Source organism: Variovorax nitratireducens, from assembly GCF_051216545.1.
In the GTDB taxonomy this organism is placed as follows: domain Bacteria; phylum Pseudomonadota; class Gammaproteobacteria; order Burkholderiales; family Burkholderiaceae_C; genus Variovorax.
The window spans coordinates 66,229-86,997 of record NZ_JBPJZO010000005.1 but is presented as its reverse complement, the minus strand read 5'-3'; the positions used below and the strand labels follow the sequence as shown (position 1 = coordinate 86,997).

21 protein-coding genes are annotated in these 20,769 nt (G+C 66.0%); 13 read left to right on the top strand and 8 right to left on the bottom strand.

Annotation, left to right across the window (positions count from 1 at the left end; genetic code table 11):
• Nucleotides 1-27 precede the first annotated feature (27 nt).
• From ilvC to ACSFA8_RS14950, 3 genes are all read right to left on the bottom strand, one after another.
• Entirely contained in the window at nucleotides 28-1,044 is a 1,017-nt protein-coding gene (ilvC, locus tag ACSFA8_RS14960) for a ketol-acid reductoisomerase (protein WP_286544782.1), read from the bottom strand.
• 42 nt (nucleotides 1,045-1,086) lie between these two features.
• The gene (ilvN, locus tag ACSFA8_RS14955; protein ID WP_286544783.1) at nucleotides 1,087-1,578 is read right to left on the bottom strand and encodes an acetolactate synthase small subunit; all 492 of its coding nucleotides are present in this window, start codon (nucleotides 1,576-1,578) and stop codon (nucleotides 1,087-1,089) included.
• Between the two features lie 131 nt (nucleotides 1,579-1,709).
• A complete protein-coding gene (locus ACSFA8_RS14950) occupies nucleotides 1,710-3,494 on the bottom strand; it encodes an acetolactate synthase 3 catalytic subunit (protein WP_435480292.1) in 1,785 nt (594 codons plus the stop codon).
• 285 nt (nucleotides 3,495-3,779) lie between these two features.
• Here ACSFA8_RS14950 and ACSFA8_RS14945 point away from each other — a divergent pair, with 285 nt between their 5' ends.
• From ACSFA8_RS14945 to ACSFA8_RS14920, 6 genes are all read left to right on the top strand, one after another.
• Nucleotides 3,780-4,346 carry an RNA polymerase sigma factor gene (locus ACSFA8_RS14945; RefSeq protein WP_286544786.1) on the top strand — a complete coding sequence of 189 codons (567 nt, stop codon included), beginning with the start codon at nucleotides 3,780-3,782 and terminating at the stop codon, nucleotides 4,344-4,346.
• Nucleotides 4,343-4,771, top strand: a complete 429-nt coding sequence (locus ACSFA8_RS14940; RefSeq protein WP_435480291.1) for a DUF3619 family protein — start codon at nucleotides 4,343-4,345, stop codon at nucleotides 4,769-4,771. Before ACSFA8_RS14945 ends, ACSFA8_RS14940 begins: the two co-directional genes overlap by 4 nt.
• Before the next feature lie 143 nt (nucleotides 4,772-4,914).
• Nucleotides 4,915-5,547 (top strand): DUF3106 domain-containing protein, encoded by a 633-nt coding sequence (locus ACSFA8_RS14935; RefSeq protein ID WP_435480290.1) that lies wholly within the window; start codon nucleotides 4,915-4,917, stop codon nucleotides 5,545-5,547.
• Between the two features lie 31 nt (nucleotides 5,548-5,578).
• Nucleotides 5,579-6,133, top strand: coding sequence for an RDD family protein (locus ACSFA8_RS14930; protein ID WP_435480289.1), 555 nt, complete (start codon nucleotides 5,579-5,581; stop codon nucleotides 6,131-6,133).
• The gene (locus ACSFA8_RS14925; RefSeq protein WP_435480288.1) at nucleotides 6,130-6,525 is read left to right on the top strand and encodes a diacylglycerol kinase; all 396 of its coding nucleotides are present in this window, start codon (nucleotides 6,130-6,132) and stop codon (nucleotides 6,523-6,525) included. The genes ACSFA8_RS14930 and ACSFA8_RS14925 overlap by 4 nt, the downstream gene beginning before the upstream one ends.
• Nucleotides 6,526-6,544: 19 nt before the next feature.
• A complete protein-coding gene (locus ACSFA8_RS14920) occupies nucleotides 6,545-7,135 on the top strand; it encodes an LOG family protein (protein ID WP_435480287.1) in 591 nt (196 codons plus the stop codon).
• Here ACSFA8_RS14920 and ACSFA8_RS14915 read toward each other — a convergent pair.
• Nucleotides 7,132-7,470 (bottom strand): P-II family nitrogen regulator, encoded by a 339-nt coding sequence (locus ACSFA8_RS14915; protein WP_435480286.1) that lies wholly within the window; start codon nucleotides 7,468-7,470, stop codon nucleotides 7,132-7,134. The genes ACSFA8_RS14920 and ACSFA8_RS14915 overlap by 4 nt on opposite strands.
• Nucleotides 7,467-9,161, bottom strand: a complete 1,695-nt coding sequence (locus ACSFA8_RS14910; RefSeq protein ID WP_435480285.1) for an NAD+ synthase — start codon at nucleotides 9,159-9,161, stop codon at nucleotides 7,467-7,469. Before ACSFA8_RS14910 ends, ACSFA8_RS14915 begins: the two co-directional genes overlap by 4 nt.
• A gap of 61 nt (nucleotides 9,162-9,222) precedes the next feature.
• On the opposite strand from ACSFA8_RS14910, the gene ACSFA8_RS14905 reads away from it, so the two are divergent.
• From ACSFA8_RS14905 to ACSFA8_RS14895, 3 genes are read left to right on the top strand one after another with little or no spacing between them, the layout of a single operon-like run.
• On the top strand, nucleotides 9,223-10,161 hold the full coding sequence (locus tag ACSFA8_RS14905) for a DMT family transporter (RefSeq protein WP_435480284.1): 939 nt from the start codon (nucleotides 9,223-9,225) through the stop codon (nucleotides 10,159-10,161).
• Between the two features lie 11 nt (nucleotides 10,162-10,172).
• Complete coding sequence (locus ACSFA8_RS14900; RefSeq protein WP_435480283.1) at nucleotides 10,173-11,369, top strand: GNAT family N-acetyltransferase; 1,197 nt, start codon at nucleotides 10,173-10,175, stop codon at nucleotides 11,367-11,369.
• Nucleotides 11,366-11,986, top strand: coding sequence for a YitT family protein (locus ACSFA8_RS14895; protein ID WP_435480282.1), 621 nt, complete (start codon nucleotides 11,366-11,368; stop codon nucleotides 11,984-11,986). The genes ACSFA8_RS14900 and ACSFA8_RS14895 overlap by 4 nt, the downstream gene beginning before the upstream one ends.
• Here ACSFA8_RS14895 and ACSFA8_RS14890 read toward each other — a convergent pair.
• Nucleotides 11,971-12,936 (bottom strand): LysR family transcriptional regulator, encoded by a 966-nt coding sequence (locus tag ACSFA8_RS14890; RefSeq protein ID WP_435480281.1) that lies wholly within the window; start codon nucleotides 12,934-12,936, stop codon nucleotides 11,971-11,973. The two genes, ACSFA8_RS14895 and ACSFA8_RS14890, sit on opposite strands and share 16 nt — an antisense overlap.
• Before the next feature lie 112 nt (nucleotides 12,937-13,048).
• On the opposite strand from ACSFA8_RS14890, the gene ACSFA8_RS14885 reads away from it, so the two are divergent.
• Entirely contained in the window at nucleotides 13,049-14,491 is a 1,443-nt protein-coding gene (locus ACSFA8_RS14885) for a M20 family metallopeptidase (RefSeq protein WP_435480280.1), read from the top strand.
• Nucleotides 14,488-15,459, top strand: a complete 972-nt coding sequence (locus tag ACSFA8_RS14880; RefSeq protein WP_435480279.1) for a Bug family tripartite tricarboxylate transporter substrate binding protein — start codon at nucleotides 14,488-14,490, stop codon at nucleotides 15,457-15,459. Before ACSFA8_RS14885 ends, ACSFA8_RS14880 begins: the two co-directional genes overlap by 4 nt.
• Nucleotides 15,460-15,484: 25 nt before the next feature.
• On the opposite strand, the gene ppa is transcribed toward ACSFA8_RS14880, so the two are convergent.
• A complete protein-coding gene (ppa, locus tag ACSFA8_RS14875) occupies nucleotides 15,485-16,024 on the bottom strand; it encodes an inorganic diphosphatase (protein ID WP_435480278.1) in 540 nt (179 codons plus the stop codon).
• A gap of 253 nt (nucleotides 16,025-16,277) precedes the next feature.
• On the opposite strand from ppa, the gene ACSFA8_RS14870 reads away from it, so the two are divergent.
• Nucleotides 16,278-18,482 (top strand): sodium-translocating pyrophosphatase, encoded by a 2,205-nt coding sequence (locus tag ACSFA8_RS14870; RefSeq protein WP_435480277.1) that lies wholly within the window; start codon nucleotides 16,278-16,280, stop codon nucleotides 18,480-18,482.
• 120 nt (nucleotides 18,483-18,602) lie between these two features.
• Here ACSFA8_RS14870 and ACSFA8_RS14865 read toward each other — a convergent pair whose 3' ends face one another.
• Nucleotides 18,603-20,147 (bottom strand): phospholipase D family protein, encoded by a 1,545-nt coding sequence (locus ACSFA8_RS14865; protein WP_435480276.1) that lies wholly within the window; start codon nucleotides 20,145-20,147, stop codon nucleotides 18,603-18,605.
• Nucleotides 20,148-20,253: 106 nt separating this feature from the next.
• On the opposite strand from ACSFA8_RS14865, the gene ACSFA8_RS14860 reads away from it, so the two are divergent.
• Entirely contained in the window at nucleotides 20,254-20,769 is a 516-nt protein-coding gene (locus ACSFA8_RS14860) for a peroxiredoxin (protein ID WP_435480470.1), read from the top strand.

Genomic DNA, 20,769 nt, shown 5'->3' with positions numbered 1-20,769 from the left:
GGTGGCCTCGACTGGGCAGCTGGAAGATCAGTTGCGGGTCTGGTCGACCAGCTTGTTCTTCTTGATCCACGGCATCATCGCGCGCAGCTTTTCGCCGACGACTTCGATTTGATGCTCGGCGTTCAGACGGCGGCGGCTGATCAGCGTTGGAGCGCCACCGGCGTTTTCCAGCACGAAGCTCTTGGCGTATTCGCCGGTCTGGATGTCCTTCAGCACTTGCTTCATGACCTTCTTGGTCTCTTCGGTCACGATGCGCGGGCCGGTGACGTACTCGCCGTATTCGGCGTTGTTCGAGATCGAGTAGTTCATGTTGGCGATGCCGCCTTCATAGATCAGGTCGACGATCAGCTTGAGCTCGTGCAGGCATTCGAAGTACGCCATTTCGGGCGCGTAGCCGGCTTCCACCAGCGTTTCAAAACCGGCCTTGATCAGCTCGACGGTACCGCCGCACAGAACCGCTTGTTCGCCGAACAGGTCGGTTTCGGTCTCTTCGCGGAAGTTGGTCTCGATGATGCCGGCCTTGCCGCCGCCGTTGGCGGTGGCGTAGCTCAGCGCGAGGTCACGCGCCTTGCCGGTCTTGTCCTGGTGCACGGCCACGAGGTGGGGCACGCCGCCGCCTTGCGTGTAGGTGCTGCGAACCGTGTGGCCCGGGGCCTTCGGCGCGACCATCCAGACGTCGAGGTCGGCGCGCGGCTGCACGAAACCGTAATGCACGTTGAAACCGTGCGCGAAGACGAGCGAAGCGCCTTCCTTGATGTTCGGGGCCACGTCGTTCTTGTAGACGTTGGCGATCTGCTCGTCGGGCAGCAGGATCATGACCACGTCGGCCGCCTTCACGGCGTCCGCCACTTCGGCGACCTTGAGGCCGGCCTTCTCGACCTTGGGCCACGAAGCCCCGCCCTTGCGGAGGCCCACCACGACCTTGACGCCGCTGTCGTTCAGGTTCTGTGCGTGGGCATGGCCTTGCGAGCCGTAGCCGATGATGGCGACCGTCTTGCCCTTGATCAGGCTCAGATCCGCGTCCTTGTCGTAATAAACCTTCATGTCATTGCTCCTTCGGTAATTCGTTCGGGGGTGTAAAAAAATTCAGACGCGGAGAACCCGCTCGCCGCGGCCGATGCCGCTGGCGCCGGTTCGCACGGTTTCGAGGATCGCACTGCGCTCGATGGCTTCGAGGAAGGCGTCGTTCTTGCCGTGGTCCCCGGTGAGCTCGATGGTGTAGCTCTTGTCGGTCACGTCGATGATGCGGCCGCGGAAAATCTCGGCCATGCGCATCATTTCTTCGCGCTCCTTGCCGACCGCGCGCACCTTCACCATCATGAGCTCGCGCTCGGTGTAGGCACCTTCGGTCAGGTCGACCACCTTCACGACTTCGATCAGGCGGTTCAGGTGCTTGGTGATCTGCTCGATGACTTCGTCCGAGCCGGCCGTGACGATGGTCATGCGCGACAGGCTCGCGTCTTCTGTCGGCGCGACCGTGAGCGATTCGATGTTGTAACCACGGGCCGAGAACAGGCCCACCACGCGGGAGAGTGCGCCGGGCTCGTTTTCGAGCAGCACGGCAATGATGTGTTTCATAGGCGAAAGACTCCTCTTTTCGCCGCCCTCCCCCGCGCACGGTAATGCGCGGGCTCGGCGGGCAATAGATTCGTCTTGAGAAAAGTTATTGAAGGAGCCGAGTCCGCGCAGCGGACCGGCTTATCGTCTGTTTAAAGATCCTCGGAACCCAACAGCATTTCGGTGATGCCGGCACCCGCCTTGACCATCGGGAATACGTTCTCGGTGGGGTCGGTGCGAAAGTCCATGAACACGGTGCGATCCTTGAGCTTGCGCGCCTCGCGCAGTGCCGGCTCCACGTCCTGCGGGCGTTCGATCAGCATGCCAACGTGGCCGTAGGCCTCGGCCAGCTTCACGAAGTTGGGCAGCGCGTCCATGTAGCTGTGGCTGTAGCGGCCGGAGTATTCGATCTCCTGCCACTGGCGCACCATGCCGAGGTAGCGGTTGTTGAGCGAGCAGATCTTGATCGGCGTGTTGTATTGCAGGCAGGTGGAGAGTTCCTGGATGCACATCTGCACCGAACCTTCGCCGGTGATGGTGAACACCTCGGCTTGCGGCTTGGCAAGCTTGATGCCCATGGCGTACGGAATGCCCACGCCCATGGTGCCCAGCCCGCCCGAATTGATCCAGCGGCGCGGCTCGTCGAAGCGGTAGTACTGCGCGGCCCACATCTGGTGCTGGCCGACATCGGACGTGATGTAGGCATCGGCGTCCTTGGTCATGTTCCAGAGCGTCTCGACCACGAACTGCGGCTTGATCACGTCCTTGTTGCCGCGGTCGTACTTGAGGCAGTCTTTTGCGCGCCAGGCTTCGATGGTTTTCCACCATTCGGACAGGGCGCCGGCATCCGGCCTGGTGCTGCTTTCGCGGATCATCGAGATCAGCTCGGTCAGCACGTCCTTCACGTCGCCGACGATCGGAATGTCGACCTTCACGCGCTTGGAGATGCTCGACGGGTCGATGTCGATGTGGATGATCTTGCGTTCGTTCTGCGCGAAGTGCTTCGGGTTGCCGATCACGCGGTCGTCGAAGCGCGCACCCACGGCCAGCAGCACGTCGCAGTTCTGCATCGCATTGTTGGCTTCGATGGTGCCGTGCATGCCAAGCATGCCGAGGAACTTGCGGTCGCTCGCCGGATAGGCGCCCAGGCCCATCAGCGTATTGGTGACCGGGTAGCCGAGCATGTCGACCAGCGTGCGCAGTTCGTTGGTGGCGTTGCCCAGCAACACGCCGCCGCCCGTGTAGATGTACGGGCGCTTGGCGTTGAGCAGCAGTTGCAGCGCCTTGCGGATCTGGCCGCCGTGGCCCTTGCGCACGGGGTTGTACGAACGCATCTCGACCTTCTCGGGATAGCCGGTGTAGGCCACCTTCTTGAAGGAGACGTCCTTTGGCACGTCCACCACCACCGGGCCCGGCCGGCCGGTGCGTGCGATGTGGAAGGCCTTCTTCATCGTCATCGCCAGATCCTTCGGATCCTTGACGAGGAAGTTGTGCTTCACGATGGGGCGCGTGATGCCGACCGTGTCGCATTCCTGGAATGCATCGAGGCCGATCGCCGCGGTCGGTACCTGGCCCGAGATGATCACCATCGGGATCGAGTCCATGTACGCCGTCGCGATGCCCGTGACCGCATTGGTCAGGCCGGGGCCCGAGGTGACCAGTGCCACGCCGACCTCGCCGGTCGCGCGGGCATAACCGTCGGCCGCGTGCACCGCCGCCTGCTCGTGCCGCACCAGCACGTGCTGCATGGTGTCCTGCTTGTACAGCGCGTCGTAGATGTAGAGCACGGCGCCACCGGGGTATCCCCAGATGTACTGGACGCCTTCGGCCTGCAGTGCCTTGATCAGCACTTCAGCGCCCATGAGCTCTTGAGTTGGATTGCCCATCCCGGAGGATGCGGCTGCTGCGGAAGTGAGTTCCGCCTTCGAGATTTCCATGATGAACCTTTGTGTTTTTTCGGGAACGAAAAACCTTGGGTGCCCCTTGCCAACCCTTGTGAGGCCGCGTCGGGACTTGAGGCCAAAGCCATGGGCGGACTTGATGCTCCGCCGGACAGTGACCCGTTTGCCTTTTGACTTGCAGGGCGGATTATGACACTGCGGCGAGCCGCCTCGAACGCCAGGCCCCTCGCGAAAAGCCGATGCGATAATCCGCGCCGTCCAAAACAGAACTCTTGCGAGAGACAAAAACCCCCACGAAGCGCTTGACCGCGCCGACTTCGCTTGGCCACTGACAAAGAACTTTCCGACTTCCTCAAAAGTGTCGAGCGCCGCGCTTTCAAGCGGTCGGTCTACCACGTGCGAGACGAGGAGGCGGCACTCGACATCGTGCAGGACAGCATGATGAAGCTGGCCGAACATTACGGCGACAAGCCGCCCAACGAGTTGCCGATGCTGTTCCAGCGGATCCTGTCGAACTGCACGCTCGACTGGTTTCGCCGGCAAAAGACCCGGCGCGCTCTTTTTTCGAACCTGAGCGACTTCGAGCCCGCCGACGATGACGGGGATTTCGATCTGTTGGAGAATTTCAACGCGCCGACCGATTCGCGCGAAACCGAGAGCGCCGAGGACACCACGCGGCGCGCCCAGATCTTCCATGAGATCGAAGAAGAGATTGCCGCGCTGCCCGGTCGTCAACGAGAGGCGTTTCTGATGCGTTACTGGGAGGAAATGGACGTCGCCGAAACGGCCGCAGCAATGGGCTGCTCCGAAGGCAGCGTCAAAACCCATTGTTCGCGTGCCGTGCATGCGTTGAGCAAAGCGCTCAAGGCCAAAGGTATTTCGCTATGAACGCAACACTTTCTCAAACTTCCGCCGCCCTCCAAGAACAGTTTGCCCGCCGTCTGGTCACTCGTCTGTCGGCTGGCAGCGCCGAGCTGCCGCACGACATCGGCGAGCGCTTGCGGGTTGCGCGGCAACAAGCTTTGGCCCACCGCAAGCTGGCGCCGGCCCGCAGTACCGCCTCAGTGGTGGTTTCGTCGGGTGGTAGCGCCGCGCTGCTCGGCGGCGGCTGGTGGACGCGCGTCGGCGCGCTGGTGCCGCTGGTGGCGCTGGTGGTCGGCCTGGTCACCATCAGCGCGCTGCAGGACGAAAACCGTGCCAACGACCTCGCCGAAGTCGACGCCGCATTGCTGACCGACGACCTGCCGCCGGCCGCGTTCACCGACCCCGGCTTCGCGCAGTTCCTCAAGACCGACGACAGCACCGCGCATTGATACGCATGCCCGCTCGCCCCCTGTCCGGCGTCGCCGGGCTCTTGATCGCGGCAACTTTCTGCCTCCAGGCCTTGCCAACCGCAGCGCAGCCAGCTGCGGCCGTGCCCCCCTCGGCCGCAGACTCCTCGCCCCAGACCGCCAAAGTGACTGTTTCCAAGCCACTTTGGGCCACGCTGACGGCCGAGCAGCAAGCCGCGCTGAAACCGCTGGCGCCGCACTGGAACGGCATTTCCGAGCCTCACAAGCGCAAATGGCTTGCGCTGTCGCGCAACTACGGCAGCATGAAGCCCGAAGATCAGGTGACCCTGCACAGCCGGATGACCGAATGGGCCGGGCTGAGCGCGCATGAGCGCGCACTGGCGCGACTGAACTTTGCCGAGGTCAAACGCCTGCCGGTCGATGAGCGCAAGGCCAAGTGGGAGGCCTATCAGGCCCTGAGCGAAGAAGAAAGACGCAAGCTGGCCGAAAGCGCGCGCGTCCGGCCGGCGAGCGCTGCGCTGCCGATCCGACCCGTGCCGGCTCGGAAGCTGGCGCCCGTCCCCGCCATTCCGATGGCTTCGGCCAAGGGCGAACACACGCCCCGCATCCAGTTGGCGCCGCCTGCAACGCCGGTGGCGCCGGTTGCGGCAGCACCCGTACCGGCGACAACCCCGGGCGTGACCGTCACGCCCAACCCAGGCGCGCCTGCGGCGGCACCCGTTACCATGCCGCCGGTGCCGGCCGAATCGCAGGTACCGGCGCCGGCCGCCGTTCCTGCGGCCCGCCCGACCGAGTAACCCTTCTCCGCGCCCCGAGGGCGCCGGATCCATGCAAGCTGGCGCCTCCGCCCCTCCCGACACTGCTTCCGCCGCACCCGCTGCCGACCTGCCCGACCTGACTGCCCCGGGCCTGTGGCGCCGCATGGCGTGCTGGGTCTACGAAGGCATGCTGCTGTTCGCAGTGGTGTTCGTCGCAGGCTGGTTGTTCAGCACCCTGGGCCAGATGCGCGATGCAATGGACGAACGCCGGCACCTGCTGCAGGCCTTTCTTTTCGTCGTATTCGGTGTCTATTTCGTCTGGTTCTGGATTCATGGCCAGACCCTGGCCATGAAAACCTGGGGCTTGCGCATCGTCGACCGCGCCGGCCGGCCGCTCAGGCAGGGTCGGGCCCTGCTGCGCTACATGTTGAGCTGGGTCTGGTTTCTGCCGCCGCTGGCGGCCATTGCGCCGTTCAGTTTGTCGGGTGGCGAATCGGCGCTGCTGATCGCTGGCTGGGTGCTGGTCTGGGCCCTGCTTGCGCGCTTTCACCCGCAACGCCAGTTCTGGCACGACGCCTGGGCCGGCACCCGGCTGATCGCCTCCAAACCCATGAGCCGTCGATGAGCGCCCCGGATCCTGTCGTCAACCCGCAAAAAGGCCGAAGCGGCTTCACGCGGGTTTTCCACGCAACGCTGATTTCGCTCAACGGGCTGCGCGCCGGCTGGGGAGAGCCGGCATTCCGGCAGGAGGCGATCGCCGCGATCGTGCTGGTGCCCTTCGCCTTCTGGCTTGGCCGCAACTGGGTCGAAACCGCGTTGCTGGCCGGCAGCCTGCTGCTGGTGATGATCGTCGAACTCCTCAACACGGCCGTGGAAGCCGCAATCGACCGCATCGGCCCCGAATGGCACGACCTGTCGAAGCGCGCCAAGGACATGGGCAGCGCGGCCGTGCTGCTCGCCCTCGTCCTTTCCGGTGGCATCTGGCTCACCGCGCTCTGGCAGAGATTCGTCACCTGAACGCGGCATGATCGGGGTCATGAACCCTGATTTTTCCATTTGTGTGTATTGCGGCTCGCGCCCCGGCGAGCAACCCGAACACATTGCAGCGGCCCTGGCCGTGGGCCACTGGATCGGCGAGCACGGCGGCCAGCTGGTCTACGGCGGTGGCCGCACCGGCTTGATGGGCACGGTGGCCGAGGCCACCCGCGCGTCCGGCGGCCGCGTGGTCGGCATCATTCCCAAGGCCCTGGTCGACAAGGAGCTGGCCGACCCGCTGTGCGACGAACTACACGTCGTCGACACCATGCATGAGCGAAAAGCCATGATGGGCGAGCGCGCCGACGCCTTCGTGGCGTTGGCCGGGGGCATCGGCACCTTCGAGGAACTGTTCGAAATCTGGACCTGGCGCCAGCTCGGCTACCACGACAAGGCCGTCGGCATTCTCAATACCGCCGGCTACTACGACGGGCTGCTGGCATTCCTTGCCCACAGCGTGCGCGAAGGCTTCATGGGCGACTGGCAGATGGGTTTGATCCGCAGCGGCACCGAGCCGGCACTGTTGATGGCAGAACTGCTCGAAGAATCACGCCGCCACCCGGGCGGCGACAAGCTGGCCGAGGTGCTTTAGATCGCCGCCTCGTCCTGTTCGCCAGTGCGAATGCGCACAATGCGCTCAACGGCGGTGACAAAAATCTTGCCGTCGCCGATCTTTCCGGTGCGCGCAGCCCCGATGATGGCCTCGATGCAGCGCTCGACATCGGCGGTGTTGACCACGACCTCGACCTTGATCTTCGGCAGGAAGTCGACCACGTACTCGGCGCCGCGGTAGAGCTCGGTGTGGCCCTTCTGGCGCCCGAAGCCCTTGACCTCGGTCACGGTGAGTCCGGTCACGCCGACGACGGCCAGCGCCTCGCGCAAGTCTTCGAGCTTGAAGGGTTTGACGATGGCGGTGATCTGCTTCATGCGGTGGTGCTCCCGGCGGTTTCGTTGAACTTGCTGGTGATAGGGTAACGCCAATCCTTGCCGAAGCTGCGATGGGTGACCCTGATGCCCACGGGCGCCTGGCGCCGCTTGTACTCGTTGATCTTGATGAGCCGCGCCACGCGCTCGACCACGGCGCGCTCGTAGCCGGCCGCCACGATCTCGGCCACGCTCTCGTCGTCCTGCATGTAGCGCGCGAGGATGCCGTCCAGGATGTCGTAGGGCGGCAGGCTGTCCTGGTCGGTCTGGTCGGGGCGCAATTCAGCGCTCGGCGGGCGCGTGATGATGCGCTCGGGAATCGGCGCCGCACCGGTGCCGTACGGGTCGTGCGCATTGCGCCAGCGCGCGAGCGCGAACACCGTGGTCTTCAGCAGATCCTTGATGACGGCGAAACCGCCCGCCATGTCGCCGTAGAGCGTGCAATAGCCGGTGGCCATCTCGCTCTTGTTGCCGGTGGTCAGCACGATGCTGCCGAACTTGTTCGACAGCGCCATCAGCAGCGTGCCGCGGATGCGGGCCTGCAGGTTCTCTTCGGTCGTGTCTTCGGCGCGGCCCCTGAATTCTTCCGCGAGTGCCGACTTGAACGACTCGAAGGTGTGCTTGATGGAGATCTCGTCGTAGCGCACGCCCAGCCGCGCCGCCATGTCGCGGGCATCGATCCAGCTGATGTCGGCCGTGTAGGGCGACGGCATCATTACGGCGCGCACCTTGTCCTTGCCGAGCGCATCGACCGCCACGGCCAGCACCAGCGCGGAGTCGATGCCGCCCGACAGCCCCAGCAATACGCCGGGAAAGCCGTTCTTGCCGATGTAGTCGCGCACGCCGACCACGAGTGCATCCCACAACTGGGCTTCGGCCTCGCGCGGGGCAGCGATGGAAGACGGTTCTGCCATGAATTTGATGGCGCCCTGCACCCGCTCCACCTGCGCAAAAGCCACTTTCTCCCTGAAACTTTCAGCCTGCATCGCGAGCGAACCGTCGGCCTGCAGCGCGAACGATGCGCCGTCGAACACCACCTCGTCCTGCCCGCCCACCAGGTGTGCGTAGACCAGCGGCAAATCCACATGCCGCGTCCGATCCGCCATGCGTGCGATGCGTTCGCCTTCCTTGCCCACGTGGTAGGGCGAGGCGTTGATCACCGCCAGCAGCTCGGCGCCAGCTTCCTTCGCGAGCTGGGCCGGCGCGTCGAACCAGGCGTCTTCGCAGATCAGGAGGCCGACGCGCACGCCATCGGCCTCGAACACGCACACGCCCTGCCCCGGAGTGAAGTAACGGCGCTCGTCGAACACCTGGTAGTTCGGAAGTTCGCGTTTGGCATAGGTGTCGAGGATGCGGCCCTCGCGGATCACGCTGGCCGCGTTGTGCCGCAACTGCACCGCCACCGAACGGCTGCGCAGGCTACCGCCGCTCGGATGGCCAACCACCACCGTCATCCCGGCGAGGCCGGCGAGTTCGCTCGCCACCGTCTTCACGGCCTCGTCGCAGGCTTCGATGAAGGCTGGGCGCAGGAACAGGTCTTCGGCCGCATAGCCGCAAATCGAGAGTTCGGGGGTCAGCAGCAGCCGGGCGCCTTCGTCGTATGCGCCGTGCGCCGCCTCGATGATTTTGCGGGCGTTGCCGGCGGTGTCGCCGACCACGAAATTGCATTGCGCGATCGCGATTTTGAGTGTCATACAAGGCGGGAAAAGGGCTCGAACGATTATGTCATTCACGCGCTGTTAGGCTCGAAGCCCGATGAGCGCCAGCCCCCCCGCCATTTCCTTGTTCGCGCCGCTGGCCCGATGGTTCAACAGCCGGGCCTGGCTGCTGCTGGTGTTCACCACGCTGATCTGGGGCGCCAACGCGGTGGCGGCACGGCTGGCGGTCGGCGAGGCCTCGCCGATGCTCGTGACCACCGCACGATGGCTGGTCTGCTGCGTCGCGCTGGGCCTGACCTCGCGCCGGGAAATCGCCACCCACTGGCGCGCGCTGCTCCCGCACTGGCGCTTCGTGGCGCTGATGGGCACGCTGGGCTTCACCGGATTCAACGCACTGTTCTATACGGCCGCGCACCACACCACCGCGATCAACATCGCCATCATCCAGGGCACGATCCCGGTGCTGGTGCTGCTCGGCAGCGTGTGGGCCTACCGCACCCGCATCACGGCGCTGCAGGTGGTCGGCGTGGCGGTCACGCTGGCCGGCATCGCGGTGGTCGCGTCGCAAGGCCAGCTCGCGCAGCTGGCCCGCTTCGCTTTCAACATCGGCGATGTCTGGATGGTGATTGCGTGCCTGCTCTACACCTTCTACGCGCTCGGTCTGCGCCGGCGTCCGGCCGTACCGGCCATCGTGTTCTTCGCCGCCACGGCGGCAGTGGCCAGCGTCGTCTCGCTGCCGCTGCTGGCGGCCGAGATCGCGATGGGCAACTTCATCGTGCCGACGATGAAGGGCATTCTGCTGATCGTCTTCATCGGCCTGCTGCCGTCTTACGTATCGCAGCTCACCTTTATCCGCGCCGTGACGCTGATCGGCCCGGCCCGCGCCGGCGTGTACCTGAACCTGGTGCCGATCTTCGGCCCGTTGCTGGCGGTGCTCGTGCTCGGCGAGCCGCTGTCGGCCTACCACGCGGTGGCGCTGGCGCTCGTGCTGGGTGGCATATGGATCGCCGAGTACCTGGGCGCACGCAAACAGTGAAAAAGCACCCCTTGGCCGACGAAACCATCCTCCGCATTCACCAGGCGCCGTCGGAGATCGATGCGGCGGCCTGGAACGCGCTGCTCGCGCAGCAGGCGGCGCCCAGCCCGTTCATGCGCCACGAGTACCTCGACGCGCTGCATGAAAGCGGCAGCGCCACCCCCGCCAGCGGCTGGACGGCATCGGTCGCCACGCTCTGGCAGGGCGAGCAGCTGACGGGCGCCTGCCCGCTCTACGTCAAGGATCACTCGTACGGCGAATACGTGTTCGATTGGGCCTGGGCCAACGCCTACGAACAGCATGGCCTCGCTTACTACCCCAAGGCGGTGGCGGCCGTGCCGTTCACCCCGGTGCCCGGCACGCGCCTGCTGGCACGCGACGCCGCCAGCCGCGCGCTGCTGGTACAGGGGCTCGTGCAGTGGTGCAAGCAGACCGGGCTGTCATCGCTGCACCTGCTGTTCGGCGCCGACGAGGACATCAGCGCCTGCGCCGATGCGGGCCTGATGCTGCGCCACACGGTGCAGTTCCACTGGACGAATGCAGGCTACGCCAGCTTCGACGCATTCCTCGCCAGCCTGGCCCACGACAAGCGCAAGAAGATCCGCCAGGAGCGCCGCAAGGTGGCCGAGGCGGGCGTCACCTTCCGCTGGGCGCGCGGCGTCGACATCGGCGTCGACGACTGGGATTTTTTCTACCGCTGCTACGCCCGCACCTACCGCGAGCACGGCAACCCGCCCTACCTGAAGCGCGACTTCTTCCAGCGCATGGCCGACACCATGCCCGAAGCCTGGCTGCTGTTCGTGGCCGAACGCAACGGGCAACCGATCGCGACGAGCTTGATCGCGCTCTCCGCCGATGCGGCCGGCCCTGGCGGCACTTCGAGCCCCGAAGTGGCCTACGGCCGCTACTGGGGTGCGCTGGAGCGGGTCGACTGCCTGCACTTCGAGGCCTGCTATTACCAACCGCTGCAGTGGTGCATCGAACATGGCGTGCAGCGCTTCGAAGGCGGCGCGCAGGGCGAGCACAAGATGGCGCGCGCGTTGATGCCGGTCAAGACCACCAGCGCCCACTGGCTGGCACACCCGGCCTTCGCCGATGCGATCGAGCGTTTTCTCGAGCGCGAAGGCGAAGGCATCGCGAACTACATGGAACACCTGGACGAGCGCAGCCCGTTCAAGACGACAACCCCGGCCGGCCCCGCTACATGAGCGAGCCCGAAACCACGCCGCTGCAACAACAGCACACGCGCTTCGAAGACGCGCTCGCCATCGCCAGCGGCACGCTGCTGATCTCGGTCGGCGTGGCCTTCTTCACCACGGCCGGCCTCATCACCGGTGGCACGGCCGGCCTCGCCTTCCTGACCCGCTACGCCACCGGGTGGGGCTTCGGCAAGGTCTTCTTCCTGCTGAACCTGCCCTTCTACTGGCTGGCGCTGCGCAAGATGGGCGTGGCCTTCACGCTGAAAACCTTCGTGGCCGTCGCGCTGGTTTCCGTGCTGACCGAACTGCAGCCGCACTTCCTGCAGTTCGGCAGCCTGCAGCCGGTGTACGCGGCAGTGGCCGGCGGGCTGATCACCGGCACCGGTTTCCTGATCCTGTTCCGCCACAAGTGCAGCCTTGGCGGGTTCGGCGTGCTCGCGCTCTGGCTGCAGGATCGTTTCGGCTGGCGGGCCGGCCATGTCCAGATGGGCCTCGACTGCATGGTCGTGCTGCTGGCGCTGCTGACAATCGAGCTCTGGCGCGTGGCCTGCTCGATTCTGGGTGCGGTGGCGCTGAATCTGGTGCTGGCCATCAACCACCGGCCGGGGCGCTACCTGGGCATCTGAGCCGGCCCGGGCCGCGCTGCCCGCGCGCGGCCCAGCTTGCGACGCCCGGTCGACGCGATCGCGCCGACCAGGTGCTGCACGAAAGCATGCGCCAGCGGCGGCAGCGTCCGGCCTTCGAGCGACAACACCTGGAGCCGGCGCTGCTGCAACTGCGCATCGGCGAACGGGCGTGCCACCAGCGTGCCGGCATCGATCAGGTGCAGCACCGTGTGATGCCCCGCCAGCACGATGTCGGGGCTGCGCATCAACGGCAGCAGCGCTGCGGAATAGTTGCTCACGAAATTGGCGCGGTACTGCAGGCCCTGCTCGCTGCAAGCCAGGTCGAACAACTGGCGCGTGGTCGTGCCACCGCGGCTGCCGACCGCGAGCGGATAGCGCACCACCTCGGCCACCGTCACAACGCGCTGGCGCGCCAGCGGATGGTCGGGGCACATCACGGCGAACACCGGCGCGACGGCCGAGTGCTCGATGCGCAGCCCCGGCTCGGGCGCCACCACGTACTTGAGGCCGATATCGGCCTCGCCGCGCACCAGCAGCGCGCTCACCTCGTCGGGCGCGCCAACGTGCAGTTCGAACTGGCTGCGCGCGTGGGTCAACTCGAAAGTGCGCATCACGACCGGCATCAGGCTGCCTGCAAAGCCTTCGGTGCAGGCCGCGCGGATGCGGCCGGCGCGCTCGTCACCGAGATTGCGCACCTGATCGATCACCTGCCCGGCGTCGAGCACCGCATTGCGCAGGTGCGCGGCCAGCCGCTCGCCGGCCGCGGTGAGCGCCATGCCGCGGGAACGACGCTCGAACAGCGGCGTGCCGAGGCTGTCTTCGAGCTTGGTGATCTGGCGGCTGACGGCCGACGAAGCCACGAAGAGCCGCGCCGCCGCCTGGTTGACCGAGCCGCTGCGCGCCACCTCGAGGAAGTAGCGCATCGGGATGCTGAGCAGCGGCGTGGTCATGGAATGGAAGGTATTGCCTCAAAGGCAATGGTAGCTTGCTAAATCGGTACTGGAAGCAACGGGCTTCAGGCTTTCAACTTGCATGCAGCCAAACGCACAAGGATCACGCCCCATGTCACGCACCCAAGCCCTCGCCGCCGCCGTCGCCCCATTCGACGACGGCCGCTTCTTCGCCGACTTGCAGCGGCGCATCGCGTTCCGCACCGAAAGCGACACTGGCGCCGCCACGCCCGCGCTCGGCGCCTACCTCGGCGAAGAAATCGCGCCGGCGCTCGCCGCGCTGGGCTTCGCCTGCGAACAGGTCGACAACCCTGTGTCCGGCGGCGGCCCGTTCCTGATTGCACGGCGCATTGAAGACCCTGCCCTGCCCACCGTTCTGGGCTACGGCCACGGCGACGTGGTCAGTGGGCAGGACGCCCACTGGCGCGAAGGCCTCTCCCCCTGGACACTCACCGCCGAGGGCGAGCGGTGGTATGGCCGCGGCACCGCCGACAACAAGGGCCAGCACAGCATCAACCTCGCGGCGCTGGCGGCCGTGCTGCAGGTGCGTGAGGGGCGCCTTGGCTACAACGTCACCTGGCTGATCGAGATGGGCGAGGAAGCCGCTTCGCCCGGCCTGCATGCGGTGTGCGAGCAGCAACGCGACAAACTGCGAGCCGACCTGCTGATCGCCTGCGACGGCCCGCGCGTGAGCGCACAACGGCCGACGCTGTTCCTGGGCTCGCGTGGCGCCGTCAACTTCACGCTGCGGCTCAGGAGCCGGCCGCGCGGCTACCACTCGGGCAACTGGGGTGGCGTGCTGGAGAACCCGGCCACGGTGCTGAGCCATGCGGTCGCGTCGCTGGCCGATGCCCGAGGGCGCATTCTGGTCGACGCGTTGCGTCCTCCGCCGGTCAGCGACCCGGTGCGCCGCGCGCTGGCCGACATCGCAATCGGCACCGGTGCCGACGATCCCGCGCTCGATGACGGCTGGGGCGAGCCCGGCCTGAACGCGGCCGAGCGACTGATGGGCTGGAACACGATCGAGGTGCTGGCACTCGGCGCCGGCGCGCCGCAGCGGCCCGTGAACGCGATTCCCGCAGAGGCCGTGGCGCACTGCCAGCTGCGCTTCGTAGTCGGCACGCCCTGGCGGCAGCTCGAAGACATCGTGCGGGCGCACCTCGACGCGCATGGCTTCGGGCGTGTCGAGGTGTCGATCACGCTGAGCGGCGCAGCGACGCGCCTCGAACTGGACAACCCCTGGGTGGCCTGGGCCGGCCGCTCGATCGAGGCGAGCAGCGGCCAGCGCCCCGATGTACTGCCGAACCTGGCCGGTTCGCTGCCCAACGACGTGTTTGCCGACCTGCTCGGCCTGCCCACGCTGTGGGTGCCGCACTCCTATCCCGCCTGCGCCCAGCACGCGCCGAACGAGCACCTGCTGGCGCCGGTCGCGCGCGAAGGGCTGCAGATCATGGCCGGCCTGTACTGGGATCTCGGCGAACCCGGGCAGGCGCCGTGGCAGGCCGGTGCACTTGATCGCTCTTCCTCTTCACTTCCTACCGAGTCCATTGCATGAAAACCCGCCATCTTCTTTTCCTGTCCCTGTTCGCCGTCTTCGCCACAAGCGCTGCGCTGGCCCAGGACGCCTGGCCGGCCAAACCCGTCAAGCTGGTGGTGCCGTTTCCGCCCGGCGGCGGCACCGATCTGGTGGCCCGTGCCATGGGCCAGAAGCTGTCGGAACGGCTCAAGCAGCCGGTGGTCATCGACAACCGGCCCGGCGCCTCGACCATCATCGGCACCGATGCCGTGGCCAAGGCCGCACCCGATGGCTACACGCTGCTGTTGTCGGGGTCGACCAGCTACAGCGTGAACCCCGCGTTGCGCGCGAAGCTGCCCTACGACCCGGTGAAAGATCTGGCCCCGATCGCCATCGTGGCGCGCGCACCGCTGGCGCTGGTGGTGAGCGGCAATGCGCCATGGCGCACGGTGAACGAGTTGGTCGCCGCCGCAAAGGCCAAGCCGAAAAGCATCCGCTACGCGAGCTTCGGTGCCGGCTCGGGCCCGCAGTTGGCGGCCGAGCTGTTCGCGCTTGCGGGAGGCGTGCAGTTGCAGGAGATCCCGTACAAGGGCAGCGCCCAAAGCACGGTGGCGCTGATCGGCGGGGAAATCGAGATGGGTGTCGACACCGTGGCGAGCGTGGCATCTCAGGTGCGTGCCGGCAAGCTGCGTGCGCTGGGCATCGTCGGCGCGACGCGTTCGAGCCTGCTGCCCGATGTACCGACGCTTGCAGAGCTGAAGCTGCCGGAGGCCACCTTCGACGCCTGGTACGCGCTGGCGGCACCGGCAAGAACGCCGGCTCCGGTGTTGCAGGTGCTGCTGCGCGAAGTCAGCGCAGTGATGGCCGATGCGGGCCTGCAGGCACAGCTGCGCGCCCAGGGCATGGAGCCGGTCGTGCTCGGCCCGCAGCCGTTCCGGGCGCAGATGGAGAGCGAAATTGCACGCTACCGTGCATTGGCCCATCGCGCCGGCATCGTCGCCGAATAAAACAAGCCCGTAGGGCTCAGAGGGCTCAGGCTTTGCCGGCCGGCTTGTACGCGGCGAGGCCGTCCACGACTTCCTTCTTGGCGGCGTCGATGCCTTCCCAGCCGAGCACCTTGACCCATTTGCCTTCTTCCAGATCCTTGTAGTGCTCGAAGAAGTGGCTGATGGCCTTCAGGCGCATCGGGTTCACGTCGTCGATCGACTTCCAGTGGCTGTAGATCGGCAGCACCTTGGTGGTGGGCACGGCCAGCACCTTGCCGTCGACGCCGGCCTCGTCTTCCATCATCAGGATGCCGAGCGGGCGGCACGGCACGACCACGCCGGGCAGCAGCGGGTACGGCGCGATCACCAGCACGTCGACCGGATCGCCGTCGCCGCTCAGGGTTTGCGGCACGTAGCCATAGTTGGCCGGGTAGTACATGGCCGTCGTCATGAAGCGGTCGACAAACAGCGCGCCCGATTCCTTGTCGACTTCGTACTTGATCGGATCCGAGTTCATCGGGATTTCGATCACCACATTGAATGCGTCGGGGATGTTATTGCCGGGGGAAACTTTGTCGAAGGACATGTCTTTTAGGAGTTGATTGAAAGGAAGGTGCCGGATTCGGACAAACCCGCAGTTTAAGACCCGTGTCACGGACCAGTCGCACCAAACCAGACTTTTGCCTGTAAATTGCCGCCGTTGGCCAATCGGTTCCCTGTCTTTGATGGCGGTGGGCTTCGAGGAAGCAACGCGACGGAAGCTCAGACCCGTATGCGTTGCACGCAGGGCCAGGGCTTTCGTCTCCACAAGTCACAACGAACTACTGGAGATGCAAAGCATGATTGGCAACACCCCCCTGATACTCGCCATCGTCTGCGGCCTCGTGGCCGTCGGCTACGGCTTCTGGGCCCGCAGTTGGATTCTGGCCAAAGACCCCGGCAACGCACGAATGCAGGAGATCGCCGCCGCGATCCAGCAGGGCGCGTCGGCCTATCTGGCCAAGCAATACACCACCATCGCAGTCGTCGGCCTGGTGTTGGCCGTGCTGATCGCCCTCTTCCTCGACATCACGACCGCGGTCGGCTTCATCATCGGCGCGGTGCTTTCGGGCGCCTGCGGCTTCATTGGCATGAACGTGTCGGTGCGCGCCAACGTGCGCACCGCGCAGGCCGCGACGCAAGGCATCGGCCCGGCGCTCGACGTGGCGTTCCGCGGGGGCGCCATCACCGGCATGCTGGTGGTCGGGCTGGGCCTGCTGGGCGTGTCGATTTTCTACTGGTTCCTGGTTGGCAATGGCGCCCTGACGCCGGACAAGAGCCTGGCATCACTGCTCAATCCGCTGATCGGCTTTGCCTTCGGCTCGTCGCTGATCTCGATCTTCGCGCGACTCGGCGGCGGCATCTTCACCAAGGGTGCCGACGTCGGCGCCGACCTGGTGGGCAAGGTCGAGGCCGGCATTCCGGAAGACGACCCGCGCAACCCGGCCGTGATCGCGGACAACGTGGGCGACAACGTCGGCGACTGCGCCGGCATGGCGGCCGACCTGTTCGAAACCTACGCGGTGACGCTGATCGCCACGATGGTGCTCGGTGCGCTGATGGTGACGGCTGCGCCTGTAAACGCGGTGCTCTATCCGCTGGCGCTGGGCGGCGTGTCGATCATCGCGTCGATCATCGGCTGCTTCTTCGTTAAGGCCTCGCCCGGCATGGTCAACGTGATGCCGGCGCTCTACAAGGGCCTGGCCGTTGCGGGCATCCTTTCGCTGATCGCGTTCTACTTCGTCACCGCCTGGCTGATTCCCGACAACGCGATCGCGCCCACCGGCAGCGTCATGAAGCTGTTCGGCGCTTGTGCCGTCGGCCTGGTGCTGACCGCCGCACTGGTGTGGATCACCGAGTACTACACCGGCACGCAATACAAGCCGGTGCAGCACATCGCGCAAGCCTCCACCACCGGCCACGGCACCAACATCATCGCGGGCCTCGGTGTGTCGATGCGCTCCACCGCCTGGCCGGTGATCTTCGTCTGCATTGCGATCCTGACCTCGTACACGCTGGCCGGCCTGTTCGGCATCGCGGTGGCCGCCACGGCGATGCTGAGCATGGCCGGCATCGTGGTCGCGCTCGACGCCTACGGCCCGATCACCGACAACGCCGGCGGCATTGCCGAGATGAGTGACCTGCCCGCCAGCGTGCGCGCCGTGACCGACCCGCTCGACGCGGTTGGCAACACCACCAAGGCCGTGACCAAGGGCTACGCGATCGGCTCGGCCGGCCTCGCATCGCTGGTGCTTTTCGCCGACTACACGCACAAGCTCGAGGGTTACGGCCTGTCGATCGACTTCAACTTGAGCGACCCGATGGTGATCGTCGGCCTGTTCATCGGCGGCCTGATCCCCTACCTGTTCGGCGCGATGGCGATGGAGGCCGTCGGCCGTGCCGCCGGTGCCGTGGTCGAGGAGGTGCGCAGGCAGTTCCGCGAGATTCCCGGCATCATGGAAGGTACGGCCAAGCCCGAGTACGGCAAGGCCGTGGGCATGCTGACCGGCGCGGCGATCAAGGAAATGATGATCCCGTCGCTGCTGCCCGTGGTGGTGCCTATCCTCGTCGGCCTGCTGCTGGGCCCCAAGGCGCTCGGCGGCCTGCTGATGGGCACCATCGTCACCGGTCTGTTCGTTGCCATTTCGATGTGCACCGGCGGTGGCGCCTGGGACAACGCCAAGAAGTACATCGAGGACGGCCACCATGGCGGCAAAGGCTCCGAAGCACACAAGGCGGCCGTCACCGGCGACACCGTGGGCGACCCCTACAAGGACACCGCCGGCCCGGCGGTGAATCCGCTGATCAAGATCATCAACATCGTGGCGCTGCTGATCGTGCCGCTGGTGGTGCAGTTCCATGGCGGAAAGGCGGCGGTGTCGATGGCGCCTCCGGCTGCAGTGAGCGCGCCGGCCGACAAGATCGAGTTGACCAAGCCGGCACAGACCCAGGCCGACGGGCGGCCCGCCGAGGCACGCCGCGTCGAGGTGAAAGCCAAAACCTGAGCATGCCGAGCCCGGACAGGCTGGAAGCCTTCATCGCCGCGGTCGAAAGCGGCCGGGAGGGCCAGCGCATCGCGGAAGAAGCTCTTTTCCACGACCCGGCGCAGCTGGCGCCCCGCTGCGCTACAGCAGGTCTTCCGGCACCAGCGGCCCCAGCACGGTGTTCTTCAAGCGCTGCAGCCAGGTCGACTCGGGCTCGGTGGTGAGGATCATTTCCTTGTCGTCGTCCATCGTCAGCCATTCGATCGTGCGCTTATTGGCCAGCAGCCGCAGGCGGTAGGCGCTCTCGAGCTTGCTGATGTTGATGATGCGCAGCAGCTCGCGCGCGAGCTGCGGGCTGTCGACCACGATGCCGAGCTCGGTGTTCTGCGTGGCCGAGCGCGGGTCGAGGTTGACCGAGCCGATGAACAGCTTGCGCTTGTCGACCACCGCCGTCTTGGCATGCAGCCGCCCCAACGATTTGCCGAACATGCCGAGCCGCTGATTGCGCGTCGTGCGCGCCGGGCTCAGCTCGTACAGCTCGACGCCCGCGAGCAGCAGCCGCTCCCGGTAGCGTGCATAGCCGCTGTGCACGAGCGGCTCGTCGTTGGCGGCGAGCGAGTTGGTCAGCAGGGTCACGCTCACGTCGCGCTTGCGCAGCGCCTCGAAAGCCTCCATGCCGCGCTCACCGGGCACAAGGTACGGCGAGGTCAGCAGAACGTCGCTCTCGGCGGTGAGCAGCTGCGTCCAGAAACGCATGGTGACGCTGGTGGCCAGCGCCTCGTCGGCGGTCATGTAGCGCAGCTTGGTCGGCGGGTCGGCCACCGCATTGGCCGGGCCCCAGAGCAGGCCCATGCGGCCGGCGTCGAGCTCTTCGCCAATCGGGCCGTAGCCGAGCACGTCGGTCGGCGGCAGCACCACCTTGGGCGGCGGGCCGGCCATGCCGACCCGCTCGTCGAATTCCTCGGTCATGGCGGCGCGGCCGGTGTGGGGCTTGACGATGTTGGCGATCGGATAGACCTCTTCGCTGTTCCAGTAGGTGTCGAAGATGTCCGACAACTGCGGCACGACCTTGCCGACCACCACGGCGTCCATGTCGACGAAGTTCTGCGCGCTGTTGAGCAGGAAATACTCGTCGGCAATGTTGCGCCCGCCGGCCACGGCCATCACGCCGTCGGCGATGAACAGCTTGTTGTGCATGCGGTGGTTGAGCCGCCAGATGTCGAAGGCGGAGGCAATGAAGCGGCCGGCGAGCTGGTCGCGCGCGCAGCAGAAAGGGTTGAACAGGCGCACCTCGATGTTGGGCGTGGCGGCCAGCGCCAGCAGCAGCTGGTCGGTGTGGGCGGTATACAGGTCGTCGACCAGCAGGCGCACCCGCACGCCTCGCAAGGCAGCTTCCTTCAGCGTGCGCAACAGCAACCCCCCGGCGCCGTCGTTCTCGATCACGTAGTACTGCACGTCGAGCGAGCGCTGGGCCCGCCGGGCGAGCTCGATGCGCGCATCGAGCGAATAGACGCCCAGCGGCATCAGGCGAAAGCCCGAATGCTCGCCCGGCGGCGTCGATGCGGCGACGATCTTCGCGAGGGCCGTGCCGGGGTCGGGCGCGAGCGCGGCGGTCTCGTTCATGACGGTGCGCGGGGGCAAGGTGCCGCAGGCGCCGAGCAGCGCCGCCAGGCCCAGTACAAGCATGGCCCGCAGGCCACGCCGAAGCGGTGGCAGGCATAAGATAGCGCCTATCTGTTCGAAGGAAATGGCCATGACGATACGGTTCAATCAGTTGCTTGCGTGGGTGCCGATGATGCTCTGTTTCAGCGCTGCCACGCCAGCTTTGGCAGCACTCGATATCGGCGAAAAGGTGGCTCCCTTCACGGCGCCGGCGGCATTGGCGGGCAAGCCCTTCACCTATTCGCTCTCCCAGGCGCTGGCCAAAGGGCCGGTGGTGGTGTATTTCTTCCCGGCCGCGTTTTCGGTGGGCTGCTCGATCGAAGCCCATGCCTTTGCCGATGCCATTGATCAGTTCGCAGCGATGAACACCACGGTTATCGGTGTTTCTACCGATGACATGGACACGCTGTCGAAATTCTCGAACCAGGCCTGCCAGGGCAAGTTTCCGGTCGCCTCGGACGAAACCAAGAACATCAGCAAGTCGTTCGACGCGATCATGCAGACCCGGCCCGACTATGCCAACCGTATCTCGTACGTGATTGCGCCCAATGGCGCCGTGGCGTCGTATTACCAGAGCCTGAATCCGTTCAAGCACGTCGAGAAGATGCTGGCCGCGGTCAGGGAGCTTCCCCAGAACAAGAAATAA

Excerpts from the sequence above, each read along its gene's own strand:
- ilvC (WP_286544782.1), bottom strand. The coding sequence starts at position 1,044 with ATGAAGGTTTATTACGACAAGGACGCGGATCTGAGCCTGATCAAGGGC.
- ilvN (WP_286544783.1), bottom strand. The coding sequence starts at position 1,578 with ATGAAACACATCATTGCCGTGCTGCTCGAAAACGAGCCCGGCGCACTC.
- ACSFA8_RS14950 (WP_435480292.1), bottom strand. The coding sequence starts at position 3,494 with ATGGAAATCTCGAAGGCGGAACTCACTTCCGCAGCAGCCGCATCCTCC.
- ACSFA8_RS14940 (WP_435480291.1), top strand. The coding sequence starts at position 4,343 with ATGAACGCAACACTTTCTCAAACTTCCGCCGCCCTCCAAGAACAGTTT.
- ACSFA8_RS14930 (WP_435480289.1), top strand. The coding sequence starts at position 5,579 with ATGCAAGCTGGCGCCTCCGCCCCTCCCGACACTGCTTCCGCCGCACCC.
- ACSFA8_RS14925 (WP_435480288.1), top strand. The coding sequence starts at position 6,130 with ATGAGCGCCCCGGATCCTGTCGTCAACCCGCAAAAAGGCCGAAGCGGC.
- ACSFA8_RS14920 (WP_435480287.1), top strand. The coding sequence starts at position 6,545 with ATGAACCCTGATTTTTCCATTTGTGTGTATTGCGGCTCGCGCCCCGGC.
- ACSFA8_RS14915 (WP_435480286.1), bottom strand. The coding sequence starts at position 7,470 with ATGAAGCAGATCACCGCCATCGTCAAACCCTTCAAGCTCGAAGACTTG.
- ACSFA8_RS14910 (WP_435480285.1), bottom strand. The coding sequence starts at position 9,161 with ATGACACTCAAAATCGCGATCGCGCAATGCAATTTCGTGGTCGGCGAC.
- ACSFA8_RS14905 (WP_435480284.1), top strand. The coding sequence starts at position 9,223 with ATGAGCGCCAGCCCCCCCGCCATTTCCTTGTTCGCGCCGCTGGCCCGA.
- ACSFA8_RS14895 (WP_435480282.1), top strand. The coding sequence starts at position 11,366 with ATGAGCGAGCCCGAAACCACGCCGCTGCAACAACAGCACACGCGCTTC.
- ACSFA8_RS14890 (WP_435480281.1), bottom strand. The coding sequence starts at position 12,936 with ATGACCACGCCGCTGCTCAGCATCCCGATGCGCTACTTCCTCGAGGTG.
- ACSFA8_RS14885 (WP_435480280.1), top strand. The coding sequence starts at position 13,049 with ATGTCACGCACCCAAGCCCTCGCCGCCGCCGTCGCCCCATTCGACGAC.
- ACSFA8_RS14880 (WP_435480279.1), top strand. The coding sequence starts at position 14,488 with ATGAAAACCCGCCATCTTCTTTTCCTGTCCCTGTTCGCCGTCTTCGCC.
- ppa (WP_435480278.1), bottom strand. The coding sequence starts at position 16,024 with ATGTCCTTCGACAAAGTTTCCCCCGGCAATAACATCCCCGACGCATTC.
- ACSFA8_RS14870 (WP_435480277.1), top strand. The coding sequence starts at position 16,278 with ATGATTGGCAACACCCCCCTGATACTCGCCATCGTCTGCGGCCTCGTG.
- ACSFA8_RS14865 (WP_435480276.1), bottom strand. The coding sequence starts at position 20,147 with ATGCTTGTACTGGGCCTGGCGGCGCTGCTCGGCGCCTGCGGCACCTTG.
- ACSFA8_RS14860 (WP_435480470.1), top strand. The coding sequence starts at position 20,254 with ATGATGCTCTGTTTCAGCGCTGCCACGCCAGCTTTGGCAGCACTCGAT.